Origin of the sequence: Variovorax sp. J31P179 (genome assembly GCF_030316985.1) — a bacterium.
GTDB lineage: Bacteria > Pseudomonadota > Gammaproteobacteria > Burkholderiales > Burkholderiaceae_C > Variovorax > Variovorax ginsengisoli_B.
This window is the reverse complement of sequence record NZ_JASZYL010000011.1, coordinates 159601-185220: the sequence shown is the minus strand read 5'-3', so window position 1 is coordinate 185220 and position 25620 is coordinate 159601. Positions and strand designations below refer to the sequence as shown.

The following is a 25620-nucleotide window of genomic DNA, read 5'->3' as shown; positions in this document are numbered from 1 at the left end:
TCAGACCTTCTTGATCGCGGTCTTGCCGAACAGGCCGGCCGGGCGCACCGCCAGCACGATCAGCAGCAGCACCAGGCCCGGAACGTCCTTGTAGCCGGTGCTCAGATAGAAGCCGGTGGTGGTCTCGGCGATGCCCAGGATGATGCCGCCGAGGATGATGCCCATGCCACTGGTCAGCCCGCCGATGATCGCCACCGCGAAGGCCTTCAGGCCCAGCACCGCGCCCATGGTGGCGCCGGTCAAGGTCAGCGGCGCGATCAGCACACCCGCGAAGGCCGCGGTCAGCGACGACAGCGCATACGAGAAAGTGATGACCAGGCCGGTGTTGATGCCCATCAGCTTGGCTGCATCGCGGTCGTTGAAGGTCGCGACCACCGCCTTGCCGTAGATCGAGCGGCGGTTGAACAGCTCGACCGCCAGCATCATGAGGATGGCGCCCACCACCACCAGGATCTCCATCGGCAGCACGTTGGCGTTGAGGAACTTGATCGGCGCCTCGGGCAGCGGCGACGGGAACTTGAGGTCGTCGCGGCCCCAGACGTTCTCGGCCACGTTCTTGAAGATGATGCCGAGCGCGATGGTCGACATGATCCAGCCGAATTCCGACTTGATCTTGATCGCCGGCCGCACGCCGATGCGTTCGACCACGGCGCCCTGCACCGCGCCGAACAGGCACACCAGCGGGATCATGAGCCAATAGTTGACGCCCAGGGTGACCAGGGTGAGGCCCACCAGGGCGCCGAGCATCAGCGCGTCGCCCTGGCCGAAGTTGAGGGTGTCCGAGGTGGCGAAGGTGAGCTGGTAGCCGAAGGCGATGACGGCGTAGATCATGCCCAGCGCGATGCCGCTGAAGATGAGTTGGGTCAGGATTTGCATGACGGCTTTCGGGAGGCGTTGGCACAAAAAGGCGCCGCCGCGGGAGCGACCCGGGGCGGCGCCGTCAGGCAGGCGCGGATCAGGGCTTCAGCAGGGCGTCGTTGGCCGCGTTGTTCTTCAGCTGCACCGTGGCCGCCTTCTTCATGTCGTCGGCGTTGGCGTAGTTGACGCGGCCGCCCTTGACCTCGCCGAACACCGGGATGTTGGCGGTGATGGCGTCGTGGTCGCCCTTGGCGAAAGGCTTGGTGTAGGTGGTCACCACGCCCTCGACCGGCGCCTTCAGGTCTTCCAGCGCGGCCAGGATCTTCGGACCCTCGGTGCTGTTGGCCTGCTTGATGGCGGCGGCCAGCAGGTAGATCGAGTCGTAGCCCTGGGCGGCCGAGACCGGCGAATCGATGCGGTTGTTCTTCGGCTTGAAGCTGCCCAGGTAGCTGGCGATGAAGGCCTTGCGCTTGGGCGTGGTCGGCTCCTGGATGAAGGTCTGCGGCATGCGCGCGCCGTCGCCGCCCGGGCCTGCGTTGTCGATGAAGTTGGCCATCGACAGGGTCCAGCTGCCGACCATCGGGACCTTCCAGCCCAGCTTGGTCATGCCGTTCGCGATCTGCGCCAGCTCGGGGCCGATGCCGTAGGTCAGCACCGCCTCGGCGCCGGCTTCCTTGGCCTTCAGCAGCTGGGCCGTCATGTCGACGTCCTTGATGTTGAACTTCTCGACCGCCACCGGCGTGATGCCCTTGGCCTTCAGCGCCTTCTCGAGGTCTTCGCGGCCCAGCTGGCCGTAATTGGTGGAGTCGGCCAGGATCGCGACCTTCTTGAAGCCGCGGCGGGTGACCGCTTCCTCGACGATCATCGGTGCCTGGATGCTGTCGTGCGCCGCATTGCGGAACACGTAGTTCTCGGGCTCCTTGTCGAACTGGTGCGTGATGATCGAGCCGGTCGCGACGTTGTTCAGCACCGGGATCTTGGCTTCCTGGAAGAAGCGCTGCGACGCCAGGGCCACGCCGGTGTTGATGTAGCCGACCACGGCCACGACCTTTTCCTTGTTGATGAACTCCTGAGCGATCTGCACGCCGCGCTCGTTCTTGGCCTCGTCGTCGCGTTCGACCAGCTGGATCTGACGGCCCAGGACGCCGCCGCTCTTGTTGATTTCCTCGGTGGCCAGGCGCACGCCGTCGCGCATGCTGACGCCCATCGAAGACGAACCGCCGGTGAACGGACCGTCGACGCCGATCTTGATCGGGTCGGCCGCGAACGCGCCAGCGCTGAAGGCCACGGCGCCCGCCACGGCAAGAAGCTTGAATCGAAACAGCATCAGGAATGTCTCCAATAGGGGTCGAGAAAAAGTAGTCCTGAGAACATACCGTTACACGCGTCTTTCAGAGAGAGTGACAACCCTAAAAACGCTATAGGAAATATCCATCCCCAGACCTCCCGGACGGCAGCTCAACGCGGCTCGCCGGCCAGTTGCTTGCGGCGGTTCTCGCCCTGCCGCGCGAACATCCAGCCGGGGTATTCGGCCGGCAGCCGGCTGACCTGGTCGAGCTGCGCCAGCTCGGACGCGCTCAGCGCCACCTGGGTCGCCGCCAGGTTGTCGGCCAGCTGTTCGGCACGGCGGGCGCCGACGATCACGCTGGTGACCTGGGGCTGGTGCAGCAGCCAGGCCAGCGCCACCTGTGCCACCGAGACGCCATGCGCCGCGGCGATCGGGCGCATCGCATCGACGCAGTCCCAGGCCCGGTCTTTGTCGACCGGCGGAAAGTCGAAGCTCACGCGCCGGCTGCCCTGCTCGGCCTGCTGCTCGCGCCCGTACTTGCCGCTCAGCAGGCCGCCGGCCAGCGGGCTCCAGACCATCAGTCCGACGCCTTCGCTCTGCAGCATCGGCACCAGTTCGCGCTCGAGGTCGCGGCCGGCCACGGTGTAGTAGGCCTGCAGCGATTCGAAGCGCGCCAGCCCCCAGCGCTCGGCGATGCCGAGCGCCTTGACGATCTGCCAGGCGGCCCAGTTGGAGACGCCCACGTAGCGCACATGGCCCTGGCGCACCAGCTGGTCGAGGGCCCGAACGGTCTCCTCGATCGGCGTGGCGGGGTCGAAACCGTGGATCTGGTAGAGGTCGACGTGGTCGAGCTGAAGCCGCTTCAGGCTGGCCTTGAGGCCATCCATGATGTGGCTGCGCGAGGCGCCTCGGGCGTTCGGCCCGGGGCCGGTCTCGCCGAAGACCTTGGTGGCGACCACGACGCTGTCGCGCGGTACCTGGAGGTTCTTGAGGGCCTGGCCGGTGATCTGCTCGGACAGCCCGCCCGAATAGACGTCGGCGGTGTCGATGAAGTTGATGCCGGCGTCGAGCGCCTGGCCGACCAGGCGCTCGGCGTCGGCCTGCTGGAGGTCGCCGATCTGGCTCCAGATGCCCTCGCTGCCGCCGAAGGTCATGGTGCCGAGGCAGAGTTCGGAGACGAAAAGGCCGGTGCGGCCCAGGGGATGGTTGCGCATCGAAAACACTCCTTGTGTCGAAGCGGCAGAGCATAGGCGGGTCCGGCCGATCGTGCAGGCGGCCGCGCACCGCATCCTTCGGGCCGCCCGAAACGTCTTTGCCTGGTGAACAATGAGACCGGCCTCGCCGGAGAAAGGCTCCATCATGAAACGCATGGTCCGCTACAAGCTCAAGGCCGATCGGGTCGACGAGAACGAGCGCCTGGTCCGGGCGGTGTACCAGGAACTCGCCGAGCGCAGGCCGACCGGCCTGCGCTACGCCACCTTCAAGCTCGAGGACGGCGTGAGCTTCGTCCACATCGCCTCGCACGAGGCGCCGGACGGCAGCAACCTGCTGACCGCCCTGCCCGCCTTCAAGGCCTTCGTGGCGGGCGTGCGCGAGCGCTGCGAAGAGCCGCCCGTCACGGTCGGGATCAGCGAAATCGGCGCCTATGGCTTCTTCGGGTCCTGAGGCGCCCGAGGCGCTGATCGCCACCCTCGAAGAGGCGCGGCGCCAGTTCCTCGCGCTGGTCGACGACATCCGGCCCGACCTGCACCGCTACGCCACACGCATGACCGGATCGGTCGCCGATGGCGAGGACGTGGTGCAGGACACGCTGGCCCGGGCCTGCTTCGAGCTCGCCCAGCACAAGGCGATGCCGCCGCTGCGGCCCTGGCTGTTCCGCATCGCCCACAACCGCGCGATCGACCACTGGCGGCGCGAGGCCCATCGGCGGGCCGAGCCGCTCGAAGCGGCGCTCGAGCTCGCCGACGATGCGGCACTCGAGCCCGACAATGCGCTGGCGCGCGAGCAGGCCGTGCGGGCCGCGCTGCGCAGCTTCCTGCAGCTGGCGCCGGCGCAGCGCGGCTGCGTCATCCTGAAGGACGTGCTCGACCATTCGCTCGAGGAGATCGCCGCCGAACTCGAGCTCAGCGTGCCGGCCGTGAAGGCGGCGCTGCATCGCGGACGCGGCCTGCTGCGGCAGTTGCCGGCCACCACGCCGGACACGGCGCCGGCGCGCGCCCCGACCCCCGAGCTGCTGCGCTACGCCCGCCTGTTCAACGCCCGCGACTGGGACGGCGTGCGCGCCCTGCTGGCCGACGACGTGCGGCTGGACCTGGTGTCGCGCCGCAAGGCCGCGGGGCGACGCGAGGTCGGCGTGTACTTCTCGAACTACGAGCGCCTCGACGACTGGCGGCTGGTGCCCGCATGGCTGGACGGCCACGCGGTGCTGGCCGTGCTGCCGGGGCGCGGCGACGGTCCGCCCGGCTACTTCATCGAGCTGCAGTGGCGCGACGGGCGGCTGCGCCTGATCCGCGACTTCCGCCACGTGCCCTATATCGCCCGCGACGCCGATCTCGTGCTCGCGCCCTGAGCAGAACGGTGCTCAGGCCGGATCGTCCGCCGGATCCGGCTGCGCGTCTTCGCGCCGGCCAGAACCCTTCTTGCGTCCCCGGGCCGCCTTCTTCGCGGCGCGCTCGGCATCGAGCAGCTGTCCGGCCGCCAGCCACTCGGCGAACTCCCCGGGCGTCTCCAGCGTGATGCGGCCGATGTTGCCGCTGCGGAATTCGTTCATCACGATCTCGGCCGCCTTCTGCAGGTTGACCCGGCCCTTGCCGAGCAGCGCGCCGCGCTTGCGGCCGATCGCCTCGAGCACCTCTTCGTCGCTCAGCGCGCCGATCGGATCGATCTTGAAACGGGCCTCGACCAAGCCCGCGTAGTGGCCCTTGAGATAGTCGAGCAGTTCGAGCGCCACCTCTTCCTCGTCGAAGGCGTTGCGCCCGATGGCGCCGCTGGCCGCCAGGTTGTAGCCGCTCTTGGCGACGATGATTCGCGGCCACAGCATGCCCGGCGTATCCCACAGGTAGAAGTCGTCGGCCAGCGTGATGCGCTGCTCCAGCTTGGTGATGCCGGCCTCGTCGCCGGTCTTGGCCTTGCGGCTGCCGGTGAGGGTGTTGATCAGTGTCGACTTGCCGACATTGGGAATGCCGCAGATCAGCACCCGCATCGGCTTGGCCATGCCGCCGCGGGCCGGCGAGAGCGCATGGCAGGCATCGATCAGCTGGCGCGCCGGCGTGGTCTGGCTGGCGTCGAGGCCGATCGCGCGGGTCTCGGGCAGCGCGTTGTAGTGGGCCAGCCAGAGCGCGGTGCAGGCCGGGTCGGCCAGGTCCTGCTTGTTGAGCACCTTGAGTCCCGGCTTGTGGCCGGTGAGCTCGGCCAGCATCGGGTTGGCGCTCGATCCGGGCAGGCGGGCGTCGAGCAGCTCGATGACGACGTCGATGTCCTTGATCCGTTCGGCAATGGCCTTCTGGGTCAGGTGCATGTGACCGGGGAACCACTGGATGGCCATCGGGGAAATTCTTTCTCTGTCTGCGGGATGCGGGCCCGCCATTGTCGCCGCGCCGCGCAGGTGGTCGTTCCGACCTCGACCACGTTGCCGAAATGCTTACGTCTTGCACGCGCCGATCAGGGCACAGTAGGGTTTTGCGAGGAAAGGACCGCTCACCATGCAGATCCAGATCAACACCGGCAACGGCATCGAGAACAAGGAAGCCCTGGAGCGCTGGGCCGACACCGAGATGCGCCAGACCCTGGCCCGCTTCGCGGCCGAGGTCACGCGCGTCGAGATCCACCTGAGCGACGAGAACCACACCGCCAGCGGCGGTGCGGACAAGCGCTGCGCGATGGAGGCCCGCATCGCGGGCCATCAGCCGCTCGCCGTGAGCCACCACGCGGCCGGCCTCGACGAGGCCTTCCGCGGCGCCGCCGAAAAGCTCAAGCGCGCCCTCGACAGCACCCTGGGCCGGCTCTATGGCCGCCGCGACCGCGACTCGATCCGCAAGGACGGCGACGCGGTGGTCGAATAAGGAGGGCCCGCGCGTGCCCGGGCCGCAACATCAGTGCCGGCCGGCGTTCGCCATCGCCTTGCCGACCTCGTTGCTGCCCTGCGCGGCGCCGCTCTGCGGGACGATCTCGCCGCTGCGGTCGGTCACTTCGGCCAGCCGGTCGGCGAGCCGCTCCGGTGCATCGCCGCCGAGGCCGATCCAGGCGCCGTTCGTCAAGGTGATGTGGGCCGCCTCGAAACTGCCCGCGCCGGCGCACAGGATGGTGCGGTTCGGCGCCTCCTGGCCGGCCAGCACCAGCATCGCCGGCACCACGGCCTCGGGCTTCAAGGCCTCGAGCACGGCTTCGGGCATCAGGTCCTCGGTCATCCGGGTGGCGGCGGTCGGCGCCAGGCAGTTGACGCGGATGTCGTTCTTCGCGCCCTCGATCGACAGGGTCTGCATCAGGCCCACCAGCGCCAGCTTGGCGGCGCCGTAGTTGCTCTGGCCGAAGTTGCCGTACAGGCCCGAGGACGAGGTGGTCATCACGATGCGGCCGTATTTCTGCTCGTTCATGAGCGCCCAGACCGCCTTGGTGCAATGCACGGCGCCCATCAGGTGGACGTCCATCACCAGCCGGAAGTCAGCCAGTTCCATCTTGGCGAAGCTCTTGTCGCGCAGGATGCCTGCATTGTTGACCAGGATGTCGACCCGGCCCCAGGTGGCCACCGCCTGCGCGACCATCGCCTGCACGGCCTCGAAATCGGTCACCGAGGCACCATTGGCGATCGCCTCGCCGCCGGCCGCCCGGATCTCGTCGACCACCGCCTGGGCGGCGCTGACCGAACCGCCGGAGCCGTCGCGGGCACCGCCGAGGTCGTTGACCACCACCTTGGCGCCGCGCGCCGCCAATGCCAGCGCGTGCTGGCGGCCCAGCCCGCCGCCGGCGCCGGTCACGATGGCCACGCGGCCCTTGAAATCGATGCTGCTCATGCTTTCAGTGCTTTCGTAGGAGTCGTTGACGCGACGCGTTTTACCCCAGAAAGCAGGCCGCCCGGCGGGCGCAGCGGGCGGATCAGTCGTTTCGGCGACTCAGGCGCTCGCAGTAGTCGAGCAGCAGGTCGATTTCCCCCGACTTGTCGAAGAAGGCGTCGGCACCGAGCGCCTTGGAGCGGGCACGGACGTCGGGAGTGGCGTAGTTGCTGACCACCAGCACCTTCTGGTGAGCGGCCCGCTGGCGGCAGGCGTCGACCACGCCGAGCCCGTTGCCCTGGTCGAGGAAGAGATCGACGATGGCCACGTCCCAGCCCTCGCCATGCTGGCGCAGCCAGGCCACGGCCTCGTCTTCGCCGCTGGCGTGCGCGACCACGGTGGCATCGACGATCTCTTCGAGAAAGCCGACCAGATTCTCGCGGATGACGGGGTTGTCTTCGACCAGGTAGGTCTTGAAAGTCATGGTGGGATGTCAACAGAGTGCGGTTTATGTCTCTGTTGCCATCATCCCCGGCGCCGCGCGCAGGCGGGTGGGTCACGGCGGTCAATGCGGGTAGGCAGCGACCTACCCGCCCGTGCCGCTCACAGCGCGGCGCGCTGGCTCACCGGTTCGGCCGGCGTCTCGGCCCAGTGGTTCTTGAAGCCGAGCCGCGCCGGCGACACGTACTGCTCGCGGTAGATCTCGAACGGCATGCTGTCGCTGGCCTCGATCCGCTTCTGGGCCTCGATCGAGGTCTGGGTCATGCGCTCGAAGAGGGTCCGCTGCGCCTCCGCGAACGGCAGCGCGAGCAGCGCCTCGCGGGTGGCCTCGGAGCGGGCACGCACGAAGCCGACGAAGGAATCGCCGTGGGCCTTCATGGCCTCGAGCACGCGGGCCGAGGGCAGCACGGCCGGGTCGCCGAGCGCCACGCCGGCCGCGCGCACCGCATCGGCATGCTGCGTGCCGCCGTGCGCCGCGTCGAGCGCGGCGGCGATCGGGCCGAACTGCTCCAGCAGCTCGGCGCCCCACTCGGTCAGACCGGCCTCGCGGCCGCCGCGCCGCAGCCGCAGGCCGGGCTCGCGCCCGCGGGCGGCGGTCAGGTGCTGGTTGTGCGCCAGGTCGGCGATCTCCTCGCGCGTGTCCGGCGGACTGTCGGACAGCAGGCAGTGCAGCAGGAAGACATCGAGAAAGCGCATGGTCTGGGCATTGATGCCGACCGGCTCGAAGGGGTCGAGGTCCATCAGGCGGACCTCGACGTACTCGACGCCGCGCTCGCGCAGTGCGTGCAGCGGGCGCTCGCCCGGGTAGATCACGCGCTTCGGGCGGATCGTGCCGTAGAACTCGTTCTCGATCTGCAGCAGGCTGGTGGCGAGCTGGTTGTAGTCGCCGCCCAGGTTGCGGATGCCGATCGCCTCGTAGGCCGGCCAGGGCCGGGTCAGCGCATCTTGCAGCGAGGCGCCGTAGCCGTCGAGGCTGTTGTAGCTCACCGCCAGCGAGGCCTGCGCGTCGCTCTGGTAGCCCAGGCGGCCCATCCGCAGCGAGGTGCCGTGCGGCATGTGCATGCTGCCCTCGCCCAGCGGCTGCAACTCGTGCGGCCGGCCGTCGACGAAGCTCGAACACAGCGCCGGCGAGGCGCCGAACAGATACAGCAGCAGGAAGGCGTGGCGGCGAAAGTTGCGGATCAGCGCGAAGTACTGCTCGCTCGACACGTCCGGCAGCGACCAGTTGTAGTGGATGCCCGAGATGGTCTGCATGCGCCGCCCGTAGCGGTGGCTCAGGCCCATGCGGTAGACGCTCTTGGCGCGGCCCACGTTGGACGATCCGTAGCGCCCGATCGGGATGGTCTCGTCGGTCGGCAGGCCGCAGGGCATGCTCGACACCCACAGGCGCTCGTCGCCGGCCTCATCGAGCACGCGGTAGGTGAACTGGTGCACGCGCACGAGTTCGTCCAATGCCGTGTCGACGTCCGCATGGGCGCCGGTGATCAGCTCCAGCTGGGATTCGCTGAAATCGGTCGTGATGTGGGGGTGCGTGAGCGCCGAGCCCAGCGCCGCGGGATGCGGTGTCAGGGCCAGCTTGCCATCGGGTTGCGCCCGCAGGCTTTCCTTCTCGATCCCGCGCCGCACCCCCCGGAGCCGCGCGGGCGAGAGCGCGTCCAGGCGCTCCTTGAAGTTACTCATTTAGTTATCACCCATCGTTCTTTCGTGGGGACGGAAGGTAGCATGACCGGAAAAGGCGCGCAGGCGGACTGAAAATCCGCCGCCGGCGCCCCCTTTTCAGCCTAGCACCCGGACCAGGAAACGGTTCAGGTCGGCGATTTCCTCCATGCAGACCGAGTGCTCCATGGGGTACTCGTGCCACTCGAGGTCGTAGCCCAGCGCCTTCAGGGTGTCGCGGCCCTGGATCGCCCTGGCAATCACCACCACGCCGTCGCGCTGGCCGTGGGCCTGGAAGATCGGCGTCTGCTGGTTGGCCGGGTCGCGCTCGGCCGCCGTCAGGTCGGCCAGCGGCAGGTAGCCGGACAGGCCGACGATGCCGGCCAGCCGCTCCGGATGGCGCAGGCCGGTCATGAAGGCCATCGCGCAACCCTGGGAGAAACCGGCGATCACGATCCGGGAGGCCGGGATGCCGCGGGCCTTCTCGTTGGCGATCAGCGCCTCGAGGGTCTGCTGCGAGCCGCGCAGGCCGGCCTCGTCCTCGCGCTTGGCGAGGTCGGCGCCCAGGATGTCGTACCAGGCCGGCATGCGATAGCCGCCATTGATGGTGACCGGGATCACCGGCGCGTTCGGGAACACGAAACGCACCGGACCGACCGACGACAGGTCCAGTTCGTTGGCGATCGGCACGAAGTCGTTGCCGTCGGCGCCGAGGCCGTGCATGAGGAGGACGGTGGCCGTGGGGTTCGGGCCGGTTTCGATTTCGATGGGCGGATGTGACATGGCACCGAAGTTACCGCAGAAATCGGCCCGGGTTCGGGCAAGCCGGCAAGAATGGCGGCCGAACCAACCAAGGAGACATCCCATGCTGACACTCATCGGCTTCGCCGCCAGCAACTACTACAACAAGGTCAAGCTGGCGCTGCTCGAGAAGAACGTTCGCTTCGACGAAGAGCTGGCCTGGATCGGCGAAACCGACCTGACGGCCTCGCCGCTCGGCAAGGTGCCTTACCTGCGGACCGACCAGGGCATGCTGTGCGAGTCGGCCGCGATCAACGAGTACATCGAGGCCGCCTACCCCGACATTCCGCTGCTGCCGGCCGACCCCTATGCCGCCGCGAAGGTGCGCGAGTTGAATCTCTACCTCGAACTGCACCTCGAACTGGTGGCCCGCAACCTCTACCCCGAGGCCTTCTTCGGCGGCAAGGTCAGCGACGGCCTCAAGCAGAAGATCGGCCAGCAGCTCGAAAAGAACATCCCGGCCTTCGGCAAGCTGGCGCGCTTCGACACGCCCTTCATCGCCGGTGACCGGTTCACCCTGGCCGACTGCGCCGCGATCACGCACCTGCCGCTGGTCGCCAATGCGACTCGGCTGATCTACGGGCGCGACCTGCTGGCCGAGCTGCTGCCGGCCTCGCGCGACTACCTCAAGCGCATGGGCCAGCGGCCGCACGTGGCCACGGTCAACGCCGACCGCAAGACCAACACCGAGGCCATGCTGGCGCGCTACGCCTGAGAACCTGCTTGCGCCTTCGCAGCCAGCTGCACGCACTCGACGAAGTGCTGGGCGGCCGGGGCACGATGTTTGCCTGCCGGCCTGTTACCTTCTCGCCATGACATTGGTGTCGCTGCTGGGCCTTCTGTGGCTCAAGGACTTCACCGGCAAGGACATCGACGCGGCGGGCGCCCATCAGCCCGCTTGAACCCGAATGACATCCCAAGGACCCACGATGCACACTTCCGCAGCCACCCGCCATTTTTCAGGCACCTACGCCGAGGCCCGGCGCAAGTTCCTCGACGCCGCCGCCGGAAGCGGCGCCACGGTCGAATCCTTCGTGCTCGAGGCCCATCGCGGCGCACTCGGCGAGACGCTGGCCACCGACGTCGCGCTGATCGGCGCGCCCGGCGCCGCCAAGCTGCTGATCGTGAGCTCCGGCACCCATGGCCCCGAGGGGTTCAGCGGCTCCGGCTGCCAGGTGGCGACGCTGCACGATGCCGACCTGCTGGCCCGGCTGGCGCAGGCGGGCGTCGCGCTGTTGCTGGTGCATGCGGTGAACCCGCACGGCTTCTCGCACCTGCATCGGACCAACGAGGACAACATCGACCTCAACCGCAACCACATCTCCTTCGATGCGCCGCCGCCGGTCAACGCGGCCTACGCCGAGGTCGAGCCTTTCGTGCTGCCGGCCAGCTGGCCGCCTGGCGCCGACGACGAGGCCGCGATGGCCGCCTACATCGCGCAGCACGGCCTGCGCGCCTACCGCACCGCGGTGACCGCGGGCCAGTACGCCTCGCCCGACGGCGTGTTCTACGGCGGCACCGGGCCATCGTGGAGCAACCGCACGGTGCGTGCGATCCTGCGCAAGTACGCGGCGAACGCCACCGACATCGCCTGGATCGACATCCACACCGGCCTCGGTCCCTACGGCCACGGCGAGAAGATCTACCCGGGCCGCAACGCGGTGGCCGATCTGGCCCGCGCGCGCGCCTGGTGGGGCGCCGACGTGTTCGCGCCCTTCGAGGGCAATTCGGCCTCGGCCGACGTCTCGGGTCCCGTGGTGTCGACGGTGTACGACGAGTGCCCGCAGGCCCGGGCCTCGCTGATGGGCCTGGAGTTCGGCACCCTGCCCGACCTGGAGGTGCTCAACCGGCTGCGCGCCGACACCTGGCTGCGCCGCCATCCGGAAGCGCCGGCAACCCAGCAACGCGCGATCCGCCAGGACCTGCGCGATGCCTTCTATTGCGACAACGACGAATGGAAGGGCATGGTGCTGGGGCAGACCCGCGTGGTGCTGCTGCAGACGCTGCAAGGTCTGAAGTCGGCCTGAAGACATGGCCCCCACGCTCCCCCACTTCGTGTGGGTCGCTGCCCCCCGAGGGGGCCGCAGGCCGCCTTGGGGCGGCCCGGCGCCGGCCTGAAACGATTCAGCCGAACTTCGGCGCCCGCCGCTCGCGCAGCGAGGCCACGCCTTCGCGCACGTCGGGCCCGGCGAAGCCCATGAACTCGAGCGCCAGCGAGGCGTCGAAAGTCGGCCCGGCCTGGCGCAGCCAGTTGTTGAGCGCGTACTTGGTGAAGCGGATCGCACTCTGGCTGCCGGCCGCCAGCCGGTCGGCCAGTTCGTAGGCGCGCGGCAGCAGCTCGGGCTCGTCGACCGCCAGCGAGACCAGGCCGATGCGTTCGGCCTCCTCCCCGCTCACCGGCTCGCACAGCAGCAAGTGGTACTTGGCCTTGGCCATGCCGCACAGCAGCGGCCAGACGATCGCCGCATGGTCGCCCGCCGCGACGCCCAGGCGGGTGTGGCCGTCGACGATCTTCGCGGTCTTGCTGGCGATCGAGATGTCGGCCAGCAGCCCGGCCACCAGCCCGGCGCCGACCGCCGGCCCATGCATCGCGCTGACGATCGGCTTGTCGCAATTGATCAGGTTGTAGACCAGGTCTCGCGCCTCTTTCCAGACCCGGGTCCGGACCGCGTCGTCGACCGACATCTGCTCGACCATGGCCAGGTCGCCGCCGCCCGAGAAGCCCATGCCTTCGCCGCGCAGCACGGCGCAGCGCACGCTGTCGTCGGCCGCTACGTCGCGCCAGATCTCGGCCAGCTCGCGGTGGCCGTCAGGCCCGGCCGTGGGCAGTTTGCCGTTGGCGGCGCGCATCTGGATGTCGAGCACGGCGCCGGCGTCGCCGCGGCGGGTGATCGACAGGGTGCGGTAGTGGCCGTAGTCCATGGTGCAGTCCCTCGGGTCGTCAGAGCTTGGCCGCGAGCTCGCGGCACTTCTGCAGGTTGCTGTTGAACCTGGCTGCCATGCCGGGCTCGCAGGCCGAATTGGTGGTCATGATGCGGCACATGCCGACCACCAGGAAATCCGACACGGCATCGGTGCACATCGGGAAGCGCGCCAGCGCCGGGTTGTCGCGCGTCTTGAAGCCCCAGCTGTCGGAGAAGTCGAGCATCCGGCCCATCGCGTCCTCGAAATAGTCGCGGTCGCGCGCAGTGATGGCGGCTTCCATGGCCGGCAGCTCGCCGCCCAGGAAGCTCATCGCGGCGGCGGGAAAGCGGTCGGCGTCCTGCTGCGCGGGCGCGCCCGAGGCGGCGAAGGCGAGCAGCAGCGGCGCAACGATGCGCCCGAGGGAAACGGAAAGTCGGGTACGAGAATGGTCCATGGGTTCCGGTCTGGCGATGGCTTCGGATCACCGCCCGGCGGGGGCGGCTGCTGGAAGCGTATTTGAACCCAATCCAGGCCCGCCGCACGCCCGTCTACCAGCGCAGCCGCATGCCGATCGAGCCCTGCAGCGTCGACTGGACCTTGGCGGCGCCGCCGGCGCTGTAGATCTGCCCGACTTCGCCGTAGAGCGTGGTGGCGGAGGTCAGCGCCAGCGTCATGCCGGCGGCCACCTCGGTCGAGGTATAGCCGACCGGGCTGGCGATCGGGGTGCTCGCCGCCGGACCGATGAAGGTCGCGACGTCGGTCCCCGAGCCGGCGCGGTAGACGTTGAGGCGGCCATAGGGCTGGAGCCGTCCGGCCGCGGTCATGACGTCGCCCTTGACGCGCACGCCCAGACGGCCGATCCAGCCGCCGCCGGCATCCTGCGTCACCAGCGCGCCGCCGATCAGCACGTTGTCGAAGCGCATGCTCTGGTGGATCAGCTGGGCCTGCGGCTCGATCGTCCAGCCCTCGCCCAGGGCGAAGGCCTTGCCGGCCTCGATCGAGGCCGTGAGGCTGCTCGCCTTGCCGTCGATGTTCAGGTTGCCGTAGGGCTGCACGGTGTAGCTGTGGCGCCCGCCCTGCAGCACGGCGTCGGCGTAGAGGCCGTCGCCGTCCATCCAGGTCGCATAGCCGCCAAGAAAGCGCGACTTCAGGTCGTTGCTCCCGACCGAGGCGATCAGCCCGCGCGCATTGCCGACCACGCCGGCATTGCCGTCGAGCGTGCCGACGTAGAGGCCGGCACGCCAGGCGCCGCTGGCCAGCAGGTCGGTGCCGGCCTGGATGCCGCTCACGTGGCCCTGGCTCTGGGCCGATGCCGGGCCTTCCTGCCGGATGTCGAGGTCGCTGTAGACCGCGCGCGCCCAGGCCTGGCGGCCGCCGGACGGGTCGCCGGCCGCCGCGCCGGCCGCCGGCGCCAGTTCATCGCCCACGCGCCGATGCAGGTTGCCCAGCATCGCCAGGTCGGACTGGCGCAGCTGGGCCGGCAGCGCGGCGAACAACGGCACTTCGGCGCGGTAGGTCGGCACGACGATGGCCGGCGACTCGGTCTTGCCCGTGTTGGTGTTCTCGAGCACCGGCGGGATCGTCGGCGGCGTCGGCGACACCGTCGTCGTCGAGCGCAAATACCAGTTCTCCCCTGCCCCCGAGGCGTCGGCCGCATAGAGGCGGTATTCGAAGGCACCCGCGTCGACATGGCCATTGGCCAGGGCGAAGGCGTCGCGCGTGGTCTGCGCCGTGGTGGTGGCGCCACCGACGGCGCTCACCACCTCGATGCCGTTGCCGGCGGTCAGGCCGCCGAGGCCGCCGAGGTTGGTGATGCGCACCGTGGTCTTGCCGCTGGCGCTGGCGCCGGCGCCATCGAGCACCAGGCGGTCGCTGAGGCTGCCGCTGCCGCCCAGCACGGTGCCGAGGCTCAGCACGCCGCCGCTGCCGATGTAGGCGCCGTTCACCGTCAGGCTGCTGCCCACGGCGGCGCCGAGCAGGCTGACCGTGCCGGCGTTGCGAAGCGACGCCACGCGCTGGTCGAAGCCGCCGGTGTCGAGCGTCGCGCCCGCCGCCACCGTGTGAGCCGACGCGGCGCTCAAGGCACCGGCCGCACCGGCCTTCAGCGTGCCGGCGGCGACCGTGGTCGCGCCGCTGTAGTTGTTGGCGCCCGACAGCACCGAGGTGCCGCCGCCAATCTGCAGCAAGTCGCCGCTGCCGCTGATCGCGCCCGCCAGCTGCAGCGTGTTCGAGCGGTTCAGGACCAGCATCGAGTCGTTCCGGATGTTGCCCGCCACGCTGCCGGTCGTGCCGCCGTCGCCGAGGTGCAGCGCGCCGGCGACGATGGTCGTGCCGCCGGTGTAGCTGTTGTCGGCGGTGAAGGTCGTGCTGCCGGTGCCGAGCTGCGTGACGCGGCCGCTGCCGCTGATCGGGCCGGCCAGGGTCAGGGCATTCGAACGGTTGATGACCAGGGCCGCGTCGTTGACGATCGCGCCGACCACGCCGCCGGTGAAGCCGCCGTTGCCGAGCTGCAGCGTGCCGGCCGCGATGGTGGTGCCGCCCAGGTAGCTGTTGTCGGCCGTGAAGGTGGTGACGCCGCTGCCGAGCTGGGTCACGCTGCCGCTGCCGCTGATCGGCGCGCCGAAGGTGACGGCGTCCGACCGGTGGATCACCAGGGCGCCGTTGTCGACGATCGGCCCGTCGACCTTACCGCCCGTGACACCCGTGCCCAGCCTCAAGGTGCCGGCGCTGATCGTGGTCGTGCCGGTGATGGCCTGGTCGCGGGTCAGTGTCAGGGTGCCGGCGCCGGTCTTCTCGATGCCGCCCGATCCGCTCAACAGGCCGGTGTAGCTGGCGTCGGCCGGCTGTGCAAAACGCACCAGGCCGTTGTCGGTGATCGCCAGGGGCGCGAAGGCGGCGGGGGTCTCGAGCGTGCCGGCGGCTTCGACCGTCATGCTGCCCGCATAGGTGCTGGCGTCGGAGCCGAGCACCAGCGTGCCGCCCGCCACCCGGGTGCTGGTGATGCCCGAACCGGGCAGCAGGTTCTTGTAGGTCCAGGTCCCGCTGTCCTCCTTGACCAGGGTCTGGAAGTTGGAGAACGCCTTGTCGAAGGTGTCGACCCCGGTGCCGCCGAGGGCCAGCGTGTTGCTGCCGCCGCCGCCGTTGATGCTGCCGGTGATCTTCGAGCCGTCGTGGATGGTCAGCCGGTCGTCGCCGTCGGCGAAGGTCAGCGAGCCCAGCACCTGGCCCTTGTTGGTGAAATCTATCGCCATCGTGCCGGACACGCCCATGATGTTGTCCGAGCCGCCAGTGAACGCGATGATGCCGGTGGCACCGTTGACGACGGTGTTGTGGCCCGAGTTCGCCTCGAACCAGAAGGCGCCGCCGCCCGCGCTCGAGCGGATCTCGCCGTTGTTGACGATCACGTTGCCGCTGCCGATCGGATTGATCGCCTCGGCCGTGCTCGACGAACCGCTCGACAGCACCTTGGCTCCCTGAGCGATGGTCAGCGTGTTGTTCGAGCCCATCTCTATCGTGTTGGCGCCCGTACCGTAGGGGCCGGTGGAACCGTTCAGCGCCAGGTTCTCGACCGTGGCGTTGTCGTGGATCACGATGCTGGAGTGGTCGCCGATGCTGATCGCGGTGTGGTCGCCGGTGCTCACCTGGGCGTCGGCGTTGACGATCACCGAGATGTTCTGCGGCATGCCGGGCCCCGTGCCCACCGTCGTGGCCTGCGTGCTGCTGGTGTCGCAGGTGATCACGTCGACGCTGGTCGTGCAGGCGGCTGTCGCGGCCCCGCCGAAGCCCAGCAGCGCGGCGGCGATCCCGCCCACCACAACGCTGCGCGTCGTCGTCTTGCCGGCACGCGGCGCCAGTTCGGACGCCACGGCCCAGACCTGAAGGGAGGAATTCCAGACGACACTGAAAACGCGGTTCATGCGGTTGCTCTTCCGAAAACGAGGGGCCCGGAGGCCAAAACTAATACTTACGACTGTAGTAGTTAGGTACTCTTTTTCGTTGGAACAAGTTCACGGATTGCGCACAAATGGTGCACTTTCAATTAACAACGCTATGGTTCAGATAGCAGTGATCCCAGCAGCCACCGTGTCGAACGGCGACCTGGCACTGAATCGGGGCTGCGCCGGCGCTGGACCGACCGCTGTCACACTGCCGTGACAGCCAGCCGGCGCCCTACACTCGCACGATGGCTTCCAGACGACCCTCCCGCAACCCGCGCATGATCGAGCGCGGCGTGCTGTGCATCCTCATCGGCGCCGCGGTGCTGATCGCCCCCAACTTCCTGAGTTCGCCAGGCTGGCGCGAGACGGTCGGCGGGGCCTCCGTGGTGGGATGGTTCGCGCTGGTGCTGGGCGTCGCGCTGGTGGTCGTGGCCCTGGTGCAGCGGGCCCGGGGCCGGGACCGCTGAAAGAACGCCCGCGGCCGGCCTGGCTCAGCGGGTCCGGCGCACCCGCTTCACAAGTTCGACCCCGGCCAGCACCAGGCTGCCGGCGACGATCCCGACCGCGGCATTGGCGCCCATCGAGGCCAGGCCGCCCAGCAGGCCGCCGACGTTCCCCGCCCAGGCCGCTACCGCATGGCCCAGCGCCGGCACACCGTGCACCAGGATGCCGCCGCCGACCAGGAACATCGCCGCGGTGCCGGCGATCGAAAGCCCCTTCATGAGCCAGGGGGCCGCGACCAGGATGGCGCGGCCGATGGCGCGCGAGCCCGCGCCCTGGCGCTGGCTCAGGTACAGGCCGGCATCGTCGAGCTTGACGATGCCGGCAACCAGCCCGTAGACCCCGACGGTCATGATCAGCGCGATGCCGACCAGCACCGTGAGCTGGGTCAGGAAGGGCTGGCCCTGCACCGTGCCCAGCGTGATGGCGATGATCTCGGCCGAGAGAATGAAATCGGTGCGCACCGCGCCCTTGACCTTCTGCTTCTCGACCGCCGCGATGTCGACGTGCTCGTCGGCCACGGCGTGCTCGTGCCGGGCCGTGTCCTGCGCGTGCTCTTCCTTGTGCAGGAACTTGTGGGCGAGCTTCTCGCAACCCTCGAAGCACAGGAAGGCGCCGCCGACCATCAGCAGCGGCGTCACCAGCCACGGCAACCAAGTGCCGATGGCCAGCGCCGCCGGCACCAGGATCGCCTTGTTGACGAAGGATCCCTTGCAGACCGCCCAGACCACGGGCAGTTCCCGGTTGGCCTTGACGCCCGACACCTGCTGCGCATTGAGCGCCAGGTCGTCGCCGAGCACGCCGGCCGTCTTCTTGGCCGCGACCTTGGTCAGGACCGAGACATCGTCGAGTACCGTCGCGATGTCGTCGAGCAGCAGCAGCAGGCTGGAGGCCATCGCGTGGTTCGGCTAGACGTTGCGCTTGAGGCGGATCTCCTCGATCTTCACGCTCCCGATGGCCGTGGTCTTGGCGGTCTTCATCTCGCGCTTGAAGCCGGCCAGTTCGTGAAAGCGCATGGCGCGATCGTTGCGCAGCGGCACCCAGACCGTGACCACGGTGCAGCCCTCTTCCTCGAGGCCGTCGCGCGCGGCGTCCCAGAGGGCGACGCCGACGCCCTTGTCCCAGTGCTCGGGCAGGACGTAGATGGCCCAGATCTCGCCGGTGGTCGACGGCGTCTTGGCATCGCGCGAGCGGTCGAAGCCGACGAAGCCGACCACTTCGCCGTCGAGCACCGCGACCTGCACCTGCGGCTCGCTGAATTCGATGGCATCGCGCCACTTGGCTTCGCGGGTGGCAGGCGCCAGCGCGCGCAATTCGTCCTCGGGCAGGATGCCTTCATAGGCGGCCCGGGCAGCGGCGGCGTGGACTTCGGCGATGGCTTTGGCATCGCGCAGGGTGGCGGGGCGAACTTCGTAGTCGGACATGAATGAATGCGGGAAACGGAACGGTGAAGCAGCCTATTGTCGCCGCCCCGCTAAACTGACCGACGCAATTCGCATCTATTCCGGAGAGAAAACCATGGCAAAGAGTCAGCAGCGCAGCACCAAGGAAGCCAAGAAACCGAAGAAGGACACTTCGCCGCCGAAGCCGCCGGGCGCCGCCATCGAGCCGGTGCGCACCATCACCACGGCCGTGATTCCGCGCGGCAAGCTCAAGAACAAGTGAGCCAGGCGCCCGCTCCGGGCGCGGCCGCGCCGAAGCAGCCGCGCAATCCCCTGCACGGGCTCACGCTGGAAGCCATCGTGACCGCGCTGGCGGCGCACTACGGCTGGGCCGGCTTGGGCGAGCGCATTCCGCTGCGCTGCTTCACCAGCGACCCGAGCGTGGCCTCGAGCCTGAAGTTCCTGCGCAAGACGCCGTGGGCGCGCGAGAAGGTCGAGAGCCTGTACCTCTTCATGCTGCGCGACCAGCGCCGCCAGCAGTCGGCGGCGCAGCGGCCCGAATGAAGGCCGAGATCCAGCCTGGCGGCTTCAGCTTCGACTGCGACGCCGGCCAGACCCTGTTGCAGGCCGCCGATGCCGCCGGCATCGAATTACCGAGTTCGTGCCGCAACGGCACCTGCCGCACCTGCCTGTGCAGGCTCGTGAGCGGCGAGATCCGCTATCGCATCGAGTGGCCCGGCGTCAGCGTCGACGAGAAGGCCGAGGGCTGGATCCTGCCGTGCGTGGCTGAGCCGGTGGGGAATGTCGTGCTCGACGTGCCGTACGCGTTCTCCGTCTTCTAGGCTTCACGCCGCCCCCGACTGACGGACGATCCGGTCGCGCTGCGCCAGCGACGGAAAGAGCCTGAACCAGGCCAGCGCCACCAGCACGGTGCCGACGCCGCCCGCCACCACCGAGCCCACGGGCCCCAGCAAGGCCGCCGTGGCGCCCGATTCGAACTCGCCGAGCTGGTTGCTGGCGCCGATGAAGATCGAGTTGACCGCGCTGACGCGGCCACGCATGGCGTCGGGCGTCTCGAGCTGCACCAGGGTTTGCCGGATCACGACATTGACCATGTCGGCGCCGCCGGAGACCGCCAGCGCGACCAGCGACACGGTGAAGCTGCGCGAGATGCCGAACACCACCATGCAGACGCCGAACAGCCCCACCGCCAGCAGCAGCGTGCGGCCCACGTGCCGCTCGACCGGCCGCCGCGTCAGCAGGATCGACATGGCCAGCGCACCCACCGCCGGCGCACCACGCAGCAGTCCGAGGCCCCACGGCCCGGTGTGAAGGATGTCCTTGGCATAGATCGGCAGCAGCGCCACCGCGCCGCCGAGCAGCACCGCGAACAGGTCGAGCGAGACCGCGCCGAGCACCGGCTTGCGCTTCCAGATGAAGTCGACGCCGGCCAGCACGGTGCGCAGGGTGACGGGCTCGCGCGCCGGCGGCAGGTGCGCATAACGAAGCCGCAGCACCAGTGCGGCCGCCACCACGAAGAAGGCCACCGCGACCCCGTAGACGACGCCCATGCCGGCCACGAACAGCAGCCCGCCCAGCGCCGGCCCGCCGATGATGGCGCCCTGCATGCCGGCCGAGCTGAAGGCCATCGCGCGCGGCAGCATCATGGGCGACACCAGCAGCGGCGTCAGCGCCTGCTGCGCCGGCATCTGGAAGGCACGCACGGCGCCAAGCACGAGCGACAGGGCGAGCAGCAGGCCGCGCGTGTCGTGCCGGGCCTGCACCGCGAGCAGCAACACCAGCGCCACCGCGCCCTGGACCCCGAAGCAGGCCGCCACGATGCGGCCGCGATGGTGCCGGTCGACCACATGGCCGGCGAGCAATGCCAGCAGCAGCGCCGGCACGAACTGGTAGAGACCGACCAGTCCGAGATCCCAGGCACTGCCGGTGAGGTCGTACATGTGCCACCCGATCGCCACCAGCAGCATCTGGCTGGCGGCCGTGCCGAACAGCCGCGCCGACCACAGCCGCATGAAGGGCCGCTCGCTCGTCAGGTCGGAAAAACTCGGGGCGCGGACGGGTTCGGAGGCGGCGGACATCGGCGTCGAGGATATCCGAGCCTAGGGCCTGTTCGCAGGCCCTAGACTCGGTCTCCCGATGACCGAGCTGCAGCCGATCCACGAAGACCCGCACCTGCTGGTGCTCGACAAGCCCGCCGGACTGCTGTGCGTGCCCGGCCGCGGCGAGGACAAGCAGGACTGCCTCAGTGCCCGGGCCCAGCGCCAATGGCCCGACGCGCGGGTGGTTCACCGGCTCGACATGGCGACCAGCGGCCTGGTGCTGATGGCGCGCAGTGCGCAGATGCAGCGCCTGCTCGGCGATGCGTTCGCGGACCGGCAGGTGCACAAGGGCTATGAAGCGATCGTCGACGGCCTGCTGCCGGCGTCGCCTGAATGGTCGCTGATCGACGCGCCGCTGGCGGCCGACTGGCCGCGACGGCCGCTGCAGAAAATCGATCCGTCGGGCAAGCCGAGCCAGACGCGCTGGCGCGTGAAGCGGCTGCTTCCCGAACGCCAGGCCAGCCACCTGTGGCTGGAGCCCCTGACCGGGCGCAGCCACCAGTTGCGTGTACATCTGCTGTCGATCGGGCACCCGATCCTGGGCGACGCGCTCTACGGCAGCGAGGATATCCGGCAACGCGCGCCCCGCCTGCTGCTGCACGCGGCCACGCTCGCCCTGCACCACCCGGCCGATGGCCGGGCGCTCCGATTCGAAAGTCCGTTGCCGTTCGCCTGAGGGCCTTCAGTGGAGGTCGCCGCGAACCACCAGCACGGGGCACTTGGCGTCTTGCAGCACGCGCTGCGTGACGCTGCCCAGCAAGAGCTTCTCGATGCCCGTGCGCCCATGCGACCCCATGACGATCAGGTCGGCACCGATCGCGATCGCGGTGTCGACGATGCCTTCGTGCACCACATGGCCGTCGATCACGCGCTGGTCGCTGTGCAGGCCTTCGGCGGCCAGCGCCGCGACGCCGCGTGCCAGCGCCGCGTTGGCGCTGCTGGTGGCGGCCGCGAGGTATTCGTTCTGGCCCAGCGCATAGTCCGCGCCGACGCCGATGAAGGGGTAGTTGTCCACCACATGGATGAGCGTGATGCGACTGCCGAACGCCAGCGCCAGCCCGCTGGCCTTGCTGACCGCGAGCATGGAGGTGTCGGACCCGTCGATCGGGACCAGGATGTGATTGAACATGGCGGACCTCTTTGGTTCTCTACAGGGCTCGTTCGCGCGAACCGGGCCTCGAATTTACATCCAAGGCACGGCCATCGGTTGTAGGACGACTGCGGAGCGGGAACGCTGGCGTCAATCGCCCTGGAAACCGCCGCTGCGACAGGTGACGACCAGCGTGTCGCGCCAGCCGGCCTCGCCCTCGATCAAGGGCTGGATCGGCGTCGACTCGTGGATCACCCGGGCATCGTCGAGCAGCAGCAGCGTCCACGGCTCGGTCAGCGTGAAGCGTTCGCCGCGCCGCCCGCTGGCCTCGAACACGCGGGTCTCGCCGCCCTTGATGTTGTGGCGCCCGACCAGCGCCACCGCCACCAGGTCGACGCCGTCGCGGTGGGCGCCCTCGGGCGTCGGGCGGCCGATGCCGTCGGCGGTATCGATGCGAAACTGGTGCGCCTCGACATACCAGCGCTGCGTGCCGCGCACGCCGCTGGCCACCTCGCCGAGGCTGCGCATCAGCTGCTGCCAGGCCGGCTGCGCCACGGTCGCGGCCTCCATCGGCGCGAACCAGCGCTGCATGCCGCCGTGCAAGGCGTTGTATTCGACTGGTTGCCAGTGGGCGCGGTGGGGCGCCTGCTCGAGCGTCGCGCCGTCGACCGTGAAGCAGGCATGGCGGCGCGTGCGATAGCGGCCGCCGTCCTTCAGGTAGTCGTCAGGCGGCAGATGGGACCAGTCGTCGTGCAGGGCTTCGAGCTGTGCCAGCGGCGTACCCAGCCAGTCGGCGACGCCCTGCGGGCTCAGCACCGCATAGCCGTCCTGGCGCAGGGTGGGAACGAGTCGGTCGGGCGGTGTGAAGGGGGGACTGAACGCAAGGCTCACTCCGTCACCTTCACGTCCTTCCAGAAGGCGACGCGGTTCTTGACCATTTCGGCCTCGGGCTTGGGATCTGCGTAGTACCAGGCCGCATCGGCATGCAGCTCGCCGTTGACCAGCAGCGAGAAATAGCTCGCCGTGCCCTTCCAGGCGCAGGTGGTCTTGTGATTGCTGAAGGTCACATGGTCGCGGTTGAGCGAATCCATGGGGAAGTAGTGATTGCCTTCGACCAGCACCGTGTCGTCGCTCTGCGCCACGGTGACGCCGTTCCAAACTGCTTTCATCAAGTTTCTCCGGTGCCCGCCACAACGGGGGCAGCGCCCTATTGTGCCGCGGGCGCCTGCAACCAGTGGACGCTGAACAGCCGCTCGGGATCGGTCCACACCGCCGCCGGCCGGAAGCCCGCCTTGACGGCCAGCGCGCGCAGGCCCTCGACGGTGAACTTGTGCGAGTTCTCGGTGTGCAGCGTCTGGCCCTCGTCGAACTGGAATCGCTGGCCGTCGAGCATCACCGCCTGCGCCCGGCGGCTCACCAGGTGCATCTCGACGCGCCGCAGCGGCGAGTTGTAGAAGGCCGCATGCGTGAAGCCGTCGAGATCGAAGTCGCAGCCGAGCTCGGTGTTGGCGCGCCGCAGCAGGTTGAGGTTGAAGGCCGCCGTGACGCCCTGGGCGTCGTTGTAGGCGGCGTGCAGCAGCGCCGGATCCTTGACCAGGTCGACCCCCAGCAGCAGGCCGCCGCCGCGCAGCAGCCGGTGCGCGAGCTGCAGGAAGGCCAGCGCCTCGTCGGGCGAGAAATTGCCCAGCGTCGAGCCCGGGAAGAAACCGACGCGCTGGCCGGCGCCATTGCCGCGCCCCGGCGGCAGCACCAGCGGCATGGTGTAGTCGGCCACCACCGGCTGCACCGCCAGCCGCGGATAGTCGGTGCGCAGCCGCTCGGCCGCGGCCTCGAGATGGGCACCTGAGATGTCGATCGGCACATAGCGCCGCGGCGACTCGAGCGCGTCGAGCAGCAGCCGCACCTTGGTCAGCGACCCGGCGCCGAACTCGATGATCTCGGCATCGGGACCGATCTGGGCGGCGATCTCCGAGGCGCATTCGGTGAGGATGCGCAGCTCGGTGCGCGTCGGGTAGTACTCGGGCAGTTCGCAGATGCGATCGAACAGGGCCGAGCCCGCGACGTCGTAGAAGAACTTCGGCGAGATGCTGCGAGCGTCGAGGCTCAGGCCGGCGAACAGCTCGCGCGCGAAGTCGGACAGGGGCGCTGCGCGTTGCGCGGCGCGGAACGCATGGAGGTTGAATGCCGGATTGCCCATCAGAGGTCTTTCGCGAGCCGCAGCCCTGAGAACTGCCAGCGTGCGGCCGGCGGGAAGAAGTTGCGGTAGCTGGGCCGCGTGTGCCCCGGGGGTGTCGCGACGCTGCCGCCGCGAAGCACCAGCTGGCCAACCATGAACTTGCCGTTGTATTCGGCCGCGACGCCTGCCAGCGGCCGGAAGCCCGGGTAGGGATCGTACGAAGACCGGGTCCACTGCCAGACCTGCCCGCTCATCTGCGCGATGCCGGGCGCGTCATGCGCGGCCTCCCATTCGAATTCGGTCGGCAGCCGCGCACCGGCCCATTCGGCGTAGGCCGCGGCCTCGAAGAAGCTCAGTTGCGCCACCGGCGCCTCGGGTTCCAGCGGCCGCACCCCGTGCAGGCCGAACACCTGCCAGCCGCCCGGCACACCTTCGTGCGCCAGCCGCGGGTCGTCGGCCGCCAGCCAGTAGGCCGGTGCGCGCCAGCCTTGTGCCTGCACCGCCGCCCAGCCGTCGGACAGCCAGAGCTCGGGCCGCTGGTAGCCGCCGTCGGCGACGAACTGGGCGAACTCGCCGCAGTTCACCAGCCGGTCGGCGATCGCATGGGGGCGCAGCAGGACCTGGTGGCGCGGCATCTCGTTGTCGAAGGCAAAGCCGCCCTGGACGTGGCCGACCTCGGCGACGCCGCCGGGGCGCTCCAGCCAGTTCAGCGGCGGCGGGGACGATGCGAGACGCAGCCCCGGTCCGCCCGGCGCGCGGTAGGCCGGCAGCAGCGGGTTGCACCACAGCGCATGCAGGATGTCGGTGAGGATCAGTTCCTGGTGCTGCTGCTCGTGGTGCAGGCCGAGCGTGAGGATCGGCTCGATGGTCGCCCAGTCGGCTTCCCCGGCGTGCGCGATCAGCTCCAGCACCGCGCGGTCGACGTGGCGCCGGTACGCGTGCACCTCGTCGAGCGAGGGCCGCGTCAGGAGGCCGCGCTGGGGCCGGGGGTGGCGCGGTCCCAGCGCCTCGTAGTAGGAATTGAACAGATAGTGGAAACGCGGGTCGAACGCTTGGTAGCCGCTCGCGTGCGGCTGCAGCAGCACGGTCTCGAAGAACCAGGTGGTGTGTGCCAGGTGCCACTTGGTCGGGCTGGCGTCGGGCATCGACTGGATGCACTGGTCCTCGGCCGACAGGGGGGCGGCCAGTTCGAGGCTGTGCGCGCGCACGGCCTCGAAAAGTTCGCGCAACGCCTCTGCCGCCGGCAGCTTGGGCCGGATCAGGTTCATGGGGTCTCCAGTTTGACTTGGGTGTTTCTAGCCGATGCAGGCGGGGAGACGCCGTAGGACGAGGTCGCGCCTGCGCGCTGACCGGAACGCGCCACTTTGGCACAACTCGCTTCCGCCTGCCAGCCCGGCGCCGACCCGGTCCCTGCGTA

The 25620-nt window shown here is 69.2% G+C and carries 29 protein-coding genes; 10 read left to right on the top strand and 19 right to left on the bottom strand.

Translation table 11 applies throughout. The annotated features are described in order from the left end of the window. From QTI17_RS26065 to QTI17_RS26055, 3 genes are all read right to left on the bottom strand, one after another. Positions 1 to 876 carry a branched-chain amino acid ABC transporter permease gene (locus QTI17_RS26065; RefSeq protein WP_286503956.1) on the bottom strand — a complete coding sequence of 292 codons (876 nt, stop codon included), beginning with the start codon at positions 874 to 876 and terminating at the stop codon, positions 1 to 3. A gap of 79 nt (positions 877 to 955) precedes the next feature. After that, a complete protein-coding gene (locus QTI17_RS26060; protein ID WP_286536581.1) occupies positions 956 to 2185 on the bottom strand; it encodes an ABC transporter substrate-binding protein in 1230 nt (409 codons plus the stop codon). Between the two features lie 131 nt (positions 2186 to 2316). Then, the gene (locus tag QTI17_RS26055; RefSeq protein ID WP_286536579.1) at positions 2317 to 3360 is read right to left on the bottom strand and encodes an aldo/keto reductase; all 1044 of its coding nucleotides are present in this window, start codon (positions 3358 to 3360) and stop codon (positions 2317 to 2319) included. Positions 3361 to 3505: 145 nt separating this feature from the next. On the opposite strand from QTI17_RS26055, the gene QTI17_RS26050 reads away from it, so the two are divergent. Together QTI17_RS26050 and QTI17_RS26045 are read left to right on the top strand one after the other, a co-directional pair. Further along, positions 3506 to 3811, top strand: a complete 306-nt coding sequence (locus tag QTI17_RS26050; RefSeq protein WP_286536578.1) for a hypothetical protein — start codon at positions 3506 to 3508, stop codon at positions 3809 to 3811. Then, positions 3792 to 4715 (top strand): RNA polymerase sigma factor, encoded by a 924-nt coding sequence (locus tag QTI17_RS26045; protein WP_286536577.1) that lies wholly within the window; start codon positions 3792 to 3794, stop codon positions 4713 to 4715. The genes QTI17_RS26050 and QTI17_RS26045 overlap by 20 nt, the downstream gene beginning before the upstream one ends. Before the next feature lie 12 nt (positions 4716 to 4727). Here the strand turns inward: QTI17_RS26045 and ylqF are convergent, their stop codons facing one another. Then, complete coding sequence (gene ylqF, locus QTI17_RS26040; protein ID WP_286536576.1) at positions 4728 to 5690, bottom strand: ribosome biogenesis GTPase YlqF; 963 nt, start codon at positions 5688 to 5690, stop codon at positions 4728 to 4730. A gap of 157 nt (positions 5691 to 5847) precedes the next feature. Here ylqF and QTI17_RS26035 point away from each other — a divergent pair, with 157 nt between their 5' ends. Further along, complete coding sequence (locus QTI17_RS26035) at positions 5848 to 6207, top strand: HPF/RaiA family ribosome-associated protein (RefSeq protein WP_286536575.1); 360 nt, start codon at positions 5848 to 5850, stop codon at positions 6205 to 6207. Positions 6208 to 6237: 30 nt separating this feature from the next. Here QTI17_RS26035 and QTI17_RS26030 read toward each other — a convergent pair whose 3' ends face one another. The 4 genes from QTI17_RS26030 to QTI17_RS26015 all read right to left on the bottom strand — a co-directional run bounded on the left by QTI17_RS26030 (position 6238) and on the right by QTI17_RS26015 (position 10074). After that, complete coding sequence (locus tag QTI17_RS26030; RefSeq protein WP_286536574.1) at positions 6238 to 7155, bottom strand: SDR family NAD(P)-dependent oxidoreductase; 918 nt, start codon at positions 7153 to 7155, stop codon at positions 6238 to 6240. 82 nt (positions 7156 to 7237) lie between these two features. Beyond that, complete coding sequence (locus QTI17_RS26025) at positions 7238 to 7618, bottom strand: response regulator (RefSeq protein ID WP_286536572.1); 381 nt, start codon at positions 7616 to 7618, stop codon at positions 7238 to 7240. A 119-nt stretch (positions 7619 to 7737) separates the two neighbouring features. Continuing rightward, positions 7738 to 9315: a glutamate--cysteine ligase gene (gene gshA / locus QTI17_RS26020; protein ID WP_286536570.1), complete on the bottom strand. Its 1578-nt coding sequence runs from the start codon at positions 9313 to 9315 to the stop codon at positions 7738 to 7740. Positions 9316 to 9411: 96 nt separating this feature from the next. After that, positions 9412 to 10074, bottom strand: coding sequence for an alpha/beta hydrolase (locus tag QTI17_RS26015; protein WP_286536569.1), 663 nt, complete (start codon positions 10072 to 10074; stop codon positions 9412 to 9414). Between the two features lie 82 nt (positions 10075 to 10156). Here QTI17_RS26015 and QTI17_RS26010 point away from each other — a divergent pair, with 82 nt between their 5' ends. After that, positions 10157 to 10807 carry a glutathione S-transferase gene (locus QTI17_RS26010; protein ID WP_286536568.1) on the top strand — a complete coding sequence of 217 codons (651 nt, stop codon included), beginning with the start codon at positions 10157 to 10159 and terminating at the stop codon, positions 10805 to 10807. A gap of 214 nt (positions 10808 to 11021) precedes the next feature. Further along, positions 11022 to 12119, top strand: a complete 1098-nt coding sequence (locus QTI17_RS26005) for a M14 family metallopeptidase (protein ID WP_286536567.1) — start codon at positions 11022 to 11024, stop codon at positions 12117 to 12119. Between the two features lie 97 nt (positions 12120 to 12216). On the opposite strand, the gene QTI17_RS26000 is transcribed toward QTI17_RS26005, so the two are convergent. The 3 genes from QTI17_RS26000 to QTI17_RS25990 form a co-directional block, all read right to left on the bottom strand. Continuing rightward, the gene (locus QTI17_RS26000; RefSeq protein WP_286536566.1) at positions 12217 to 13014 is read right to left on the bottom strand and encodes an enoyl-CoA hydratase/isomerase family protein; all 798 of its coding nucleotides are present in this window, start codon (positions 13012 to 13014) and stop codon (positions 12217 to 12219) included. 19 nt (positions 13015 to 13033) lie between these two features. Continuing rightward, on the bottom strand, positions 13034 to 13450 hold the full coding sequence (locus QTI17_RS25995; protein WP_286536565.1) for a hypothetical protein: 417 nt from the start codon (positions 13448 to 13450) through the stop codon (positions 13034 to 13036). 94 nt (positions 13451 to 13544) lie between these two features. Next, complete coding sequence (locus QTI17_RS25990; protein ID WP_286536564.1) at positions 13545 to 16913, bottom strand: autotransporter outer membrane beta-barrel domain-containing protein; 3369 nt, start codon at positions 16911 to 16913, stop codon at positions 13545 to 13547. 266 nt (positions 16914 to 17179) lie between these two features. On the opposite strand from QTI17_RS25990, the gene QTI17_RS25985 reads away from it, so the two are divergent. Next, positions 17180 to 17401: a hypothetical protein gene (locus tag QTI17_RS25985; RefSeq protein ID WP_286536563.1), complete on the top strand. Its 222-nt coding sequence runs from the start codon at positions 17180 to 17182 to the stop codon at positions 17399 to 17401. Between the two features lie 24 nt (positions 17402 to 17425). On the opposite strand, the gene QTI17_RS25980 is transcribed toward QTI17_RS25985, so the two are convergent. After that, positions 17426 to 18331, bottom strand: a complete 906-nt coding sequence (locus QTI17_RS25980; RefSeq protein WP_286536562.1) for a DUF808 domain-containing protein — start codon at positions 18329 to 18331, stop codon at positions 17426 to 17428. A gap of 12 nt (positions 18332 to 18343) precedes the next feature. After that, positions 18344 to 18859, bottom strand: coding sequence for a GNAT family N-acetyltransferase (locus QTI17_RS25975; protein ID WP_286536561.1), 516 nt, complete (start codon positions 18857 to 18859; stop codon positions 18344 to 18346). Between the two features lie 94 nt (positions 18860 to 18953). Here QTI17_RS25975 and QTI17_RS25970 point away from each other — a divergent pair, with 94 nt between their 5' ends. The 3 genes from QTI17_RS25970 to QTI17_RS25960 are packed head-to-tail and all read left to right on the top strand — an operon-like array spanning position 18954 to position 19659. After that, positions 18954 to 19100, top strand: a complete 147-nt coding sequence (locus tag QTI17_RS25970) for a hypothetical protein (protein ID WP_286522844.1) — start codon at positions 18954 to 18956, stop codon at positions 19098 to 19100. Continuing rightward, positions 19097 to 19381, top strand: a complete 285-nt coding sequence (locus QTI17_RS25965; RefSeq protein WP_286536560.1) for a VF530 family protein — start codon at positions 19097 to 19099, stop codon at positions 19379 to 19381. The genes QTI17_RS25970 and QTI17_RS25965 overlap by 4 nt, the downstream gene beginning before the upstream one ends. Next, positions 19378 to 19659: a 2Fe-2S iron-sulfur cluster-binding protein gene (locus tag QTI17_RS25960; protein WP_286536559.1), complete on the top strand. Its 282-nt coding sequence runs from the start codon at positions 19378 to 19380 to the stop codon at positions 19657 to 19659. The genes QTI17_RS25965 and QTI17_RS25960 overlap by 4 nt, the downstream gene beginning before the upstream one ends. Before the next feature lie 3 nt (positions 19660 to 19662). Here QTI17_RS25960 and QTI17_RS25955 read toward each other — a convergent pair whose 3' ends face one another. Continuing rightward, positions 19663 to 20850: an MFS transporter gene (locus QTI17_RS25955; protein ID WP_286536605.1), complete on the bottom strand. Its 1188-nt coding sequence runs from the start codon at positions 20848 to 20850 to the stop codon at positions 19663 to 19665. Between the two features lie 124 nt (positions 20851 to 20974). Between QTI17_RS25955 and QTI17_RS25950 the strand changes: the two genes are divergently transcribed. Next, positions 20975 to 21613, top strand: coding sequence for an RluA family pseudouridine synthase (locus tag QTI17_RS25950; RefSeq protein WP_286536558.1), 639 nt, complete (start codon positions 20975 to 20977; stop codon positions 21611 to 21613). Positions 21614 to 21619: 6 nt separating this feature from the next. Here QTI17_RS25950 and QTI17_RS25945 read toward each other — a convergent pair whose 3' ends face one another. The 5 genes from QTI17_RS25945 to egtB form a co-directional block, all read right to left on the bottom strand. After that, positions 21620 to 22066 carry a universal stress protein gene (locus QTI17_RS25945; RefSeq protein WP_286503925.1) on the bottom strand — a complete coding sequence of 149 codons (447 nt, stop codon included), beginning with the start codon at positions 22064 to 22066 and terminating at the stop codon, positions 21620 to 21622. A 111-nt stretch (positions 22067 to 22177) separates the two neighbouring features. Continuing rightward, positions 22178 to 22918 carry a 2OG-Fe dioxygenase family protein gene (locus QTI17_RS25940; protein ID WP_286536557.1) on the bottom strand — a complete coding sequence of 247 codons (741 nt, stop codon included), beginning with the start codon at positions 22916 to 22918 and terminating at the stop codon, positions 22178 to 22180. Next, positions 22915 to 23196, bottom strand: coding sequence for a DUF427 domain-containing protein (locus QTI17_RS25935; RefSeq protein ID WP_286522852.1), 282 nt, complete (start codon positions 23194 to 23196; stop codon positions 22915 to 22917). The genes QTI17_RS25940 and QTI17_RS25935 overlap by 4 nt, the downstream gene beginning before the upstream one ends. Positions 23197 to 23234: 38 nt before the next feature. Then, positions 23235 to 24224, bottom strand: a complete 990-nt coding sequence (egtD, locus tag QTI17_RS25930; protein ID WP_286536556.1) for an L-histidine N(alpha)-methyltransferase — start codon at positions 24222 to 24224, stop codon at positions 23235 to 23237. Then, positions 24224 to 25471 carry an ergothioneine biosynthesis protein EgtB gene (gene egtB / locus QTI17_RS25925; protein WP_286536555.1) on the bottom strand — a complete coding sequence of 416 codons (1248 nt, stop codon included), beginning with the start codon at positions 25469 to 25471 and terminating at the stop codon, positions 24224 to 24226. Before egtB ends, egtD begins: the two co-directional genes overlap by 1 nt. Positions 25472 to 25620 lie beyond the last annotated feature (149 nt).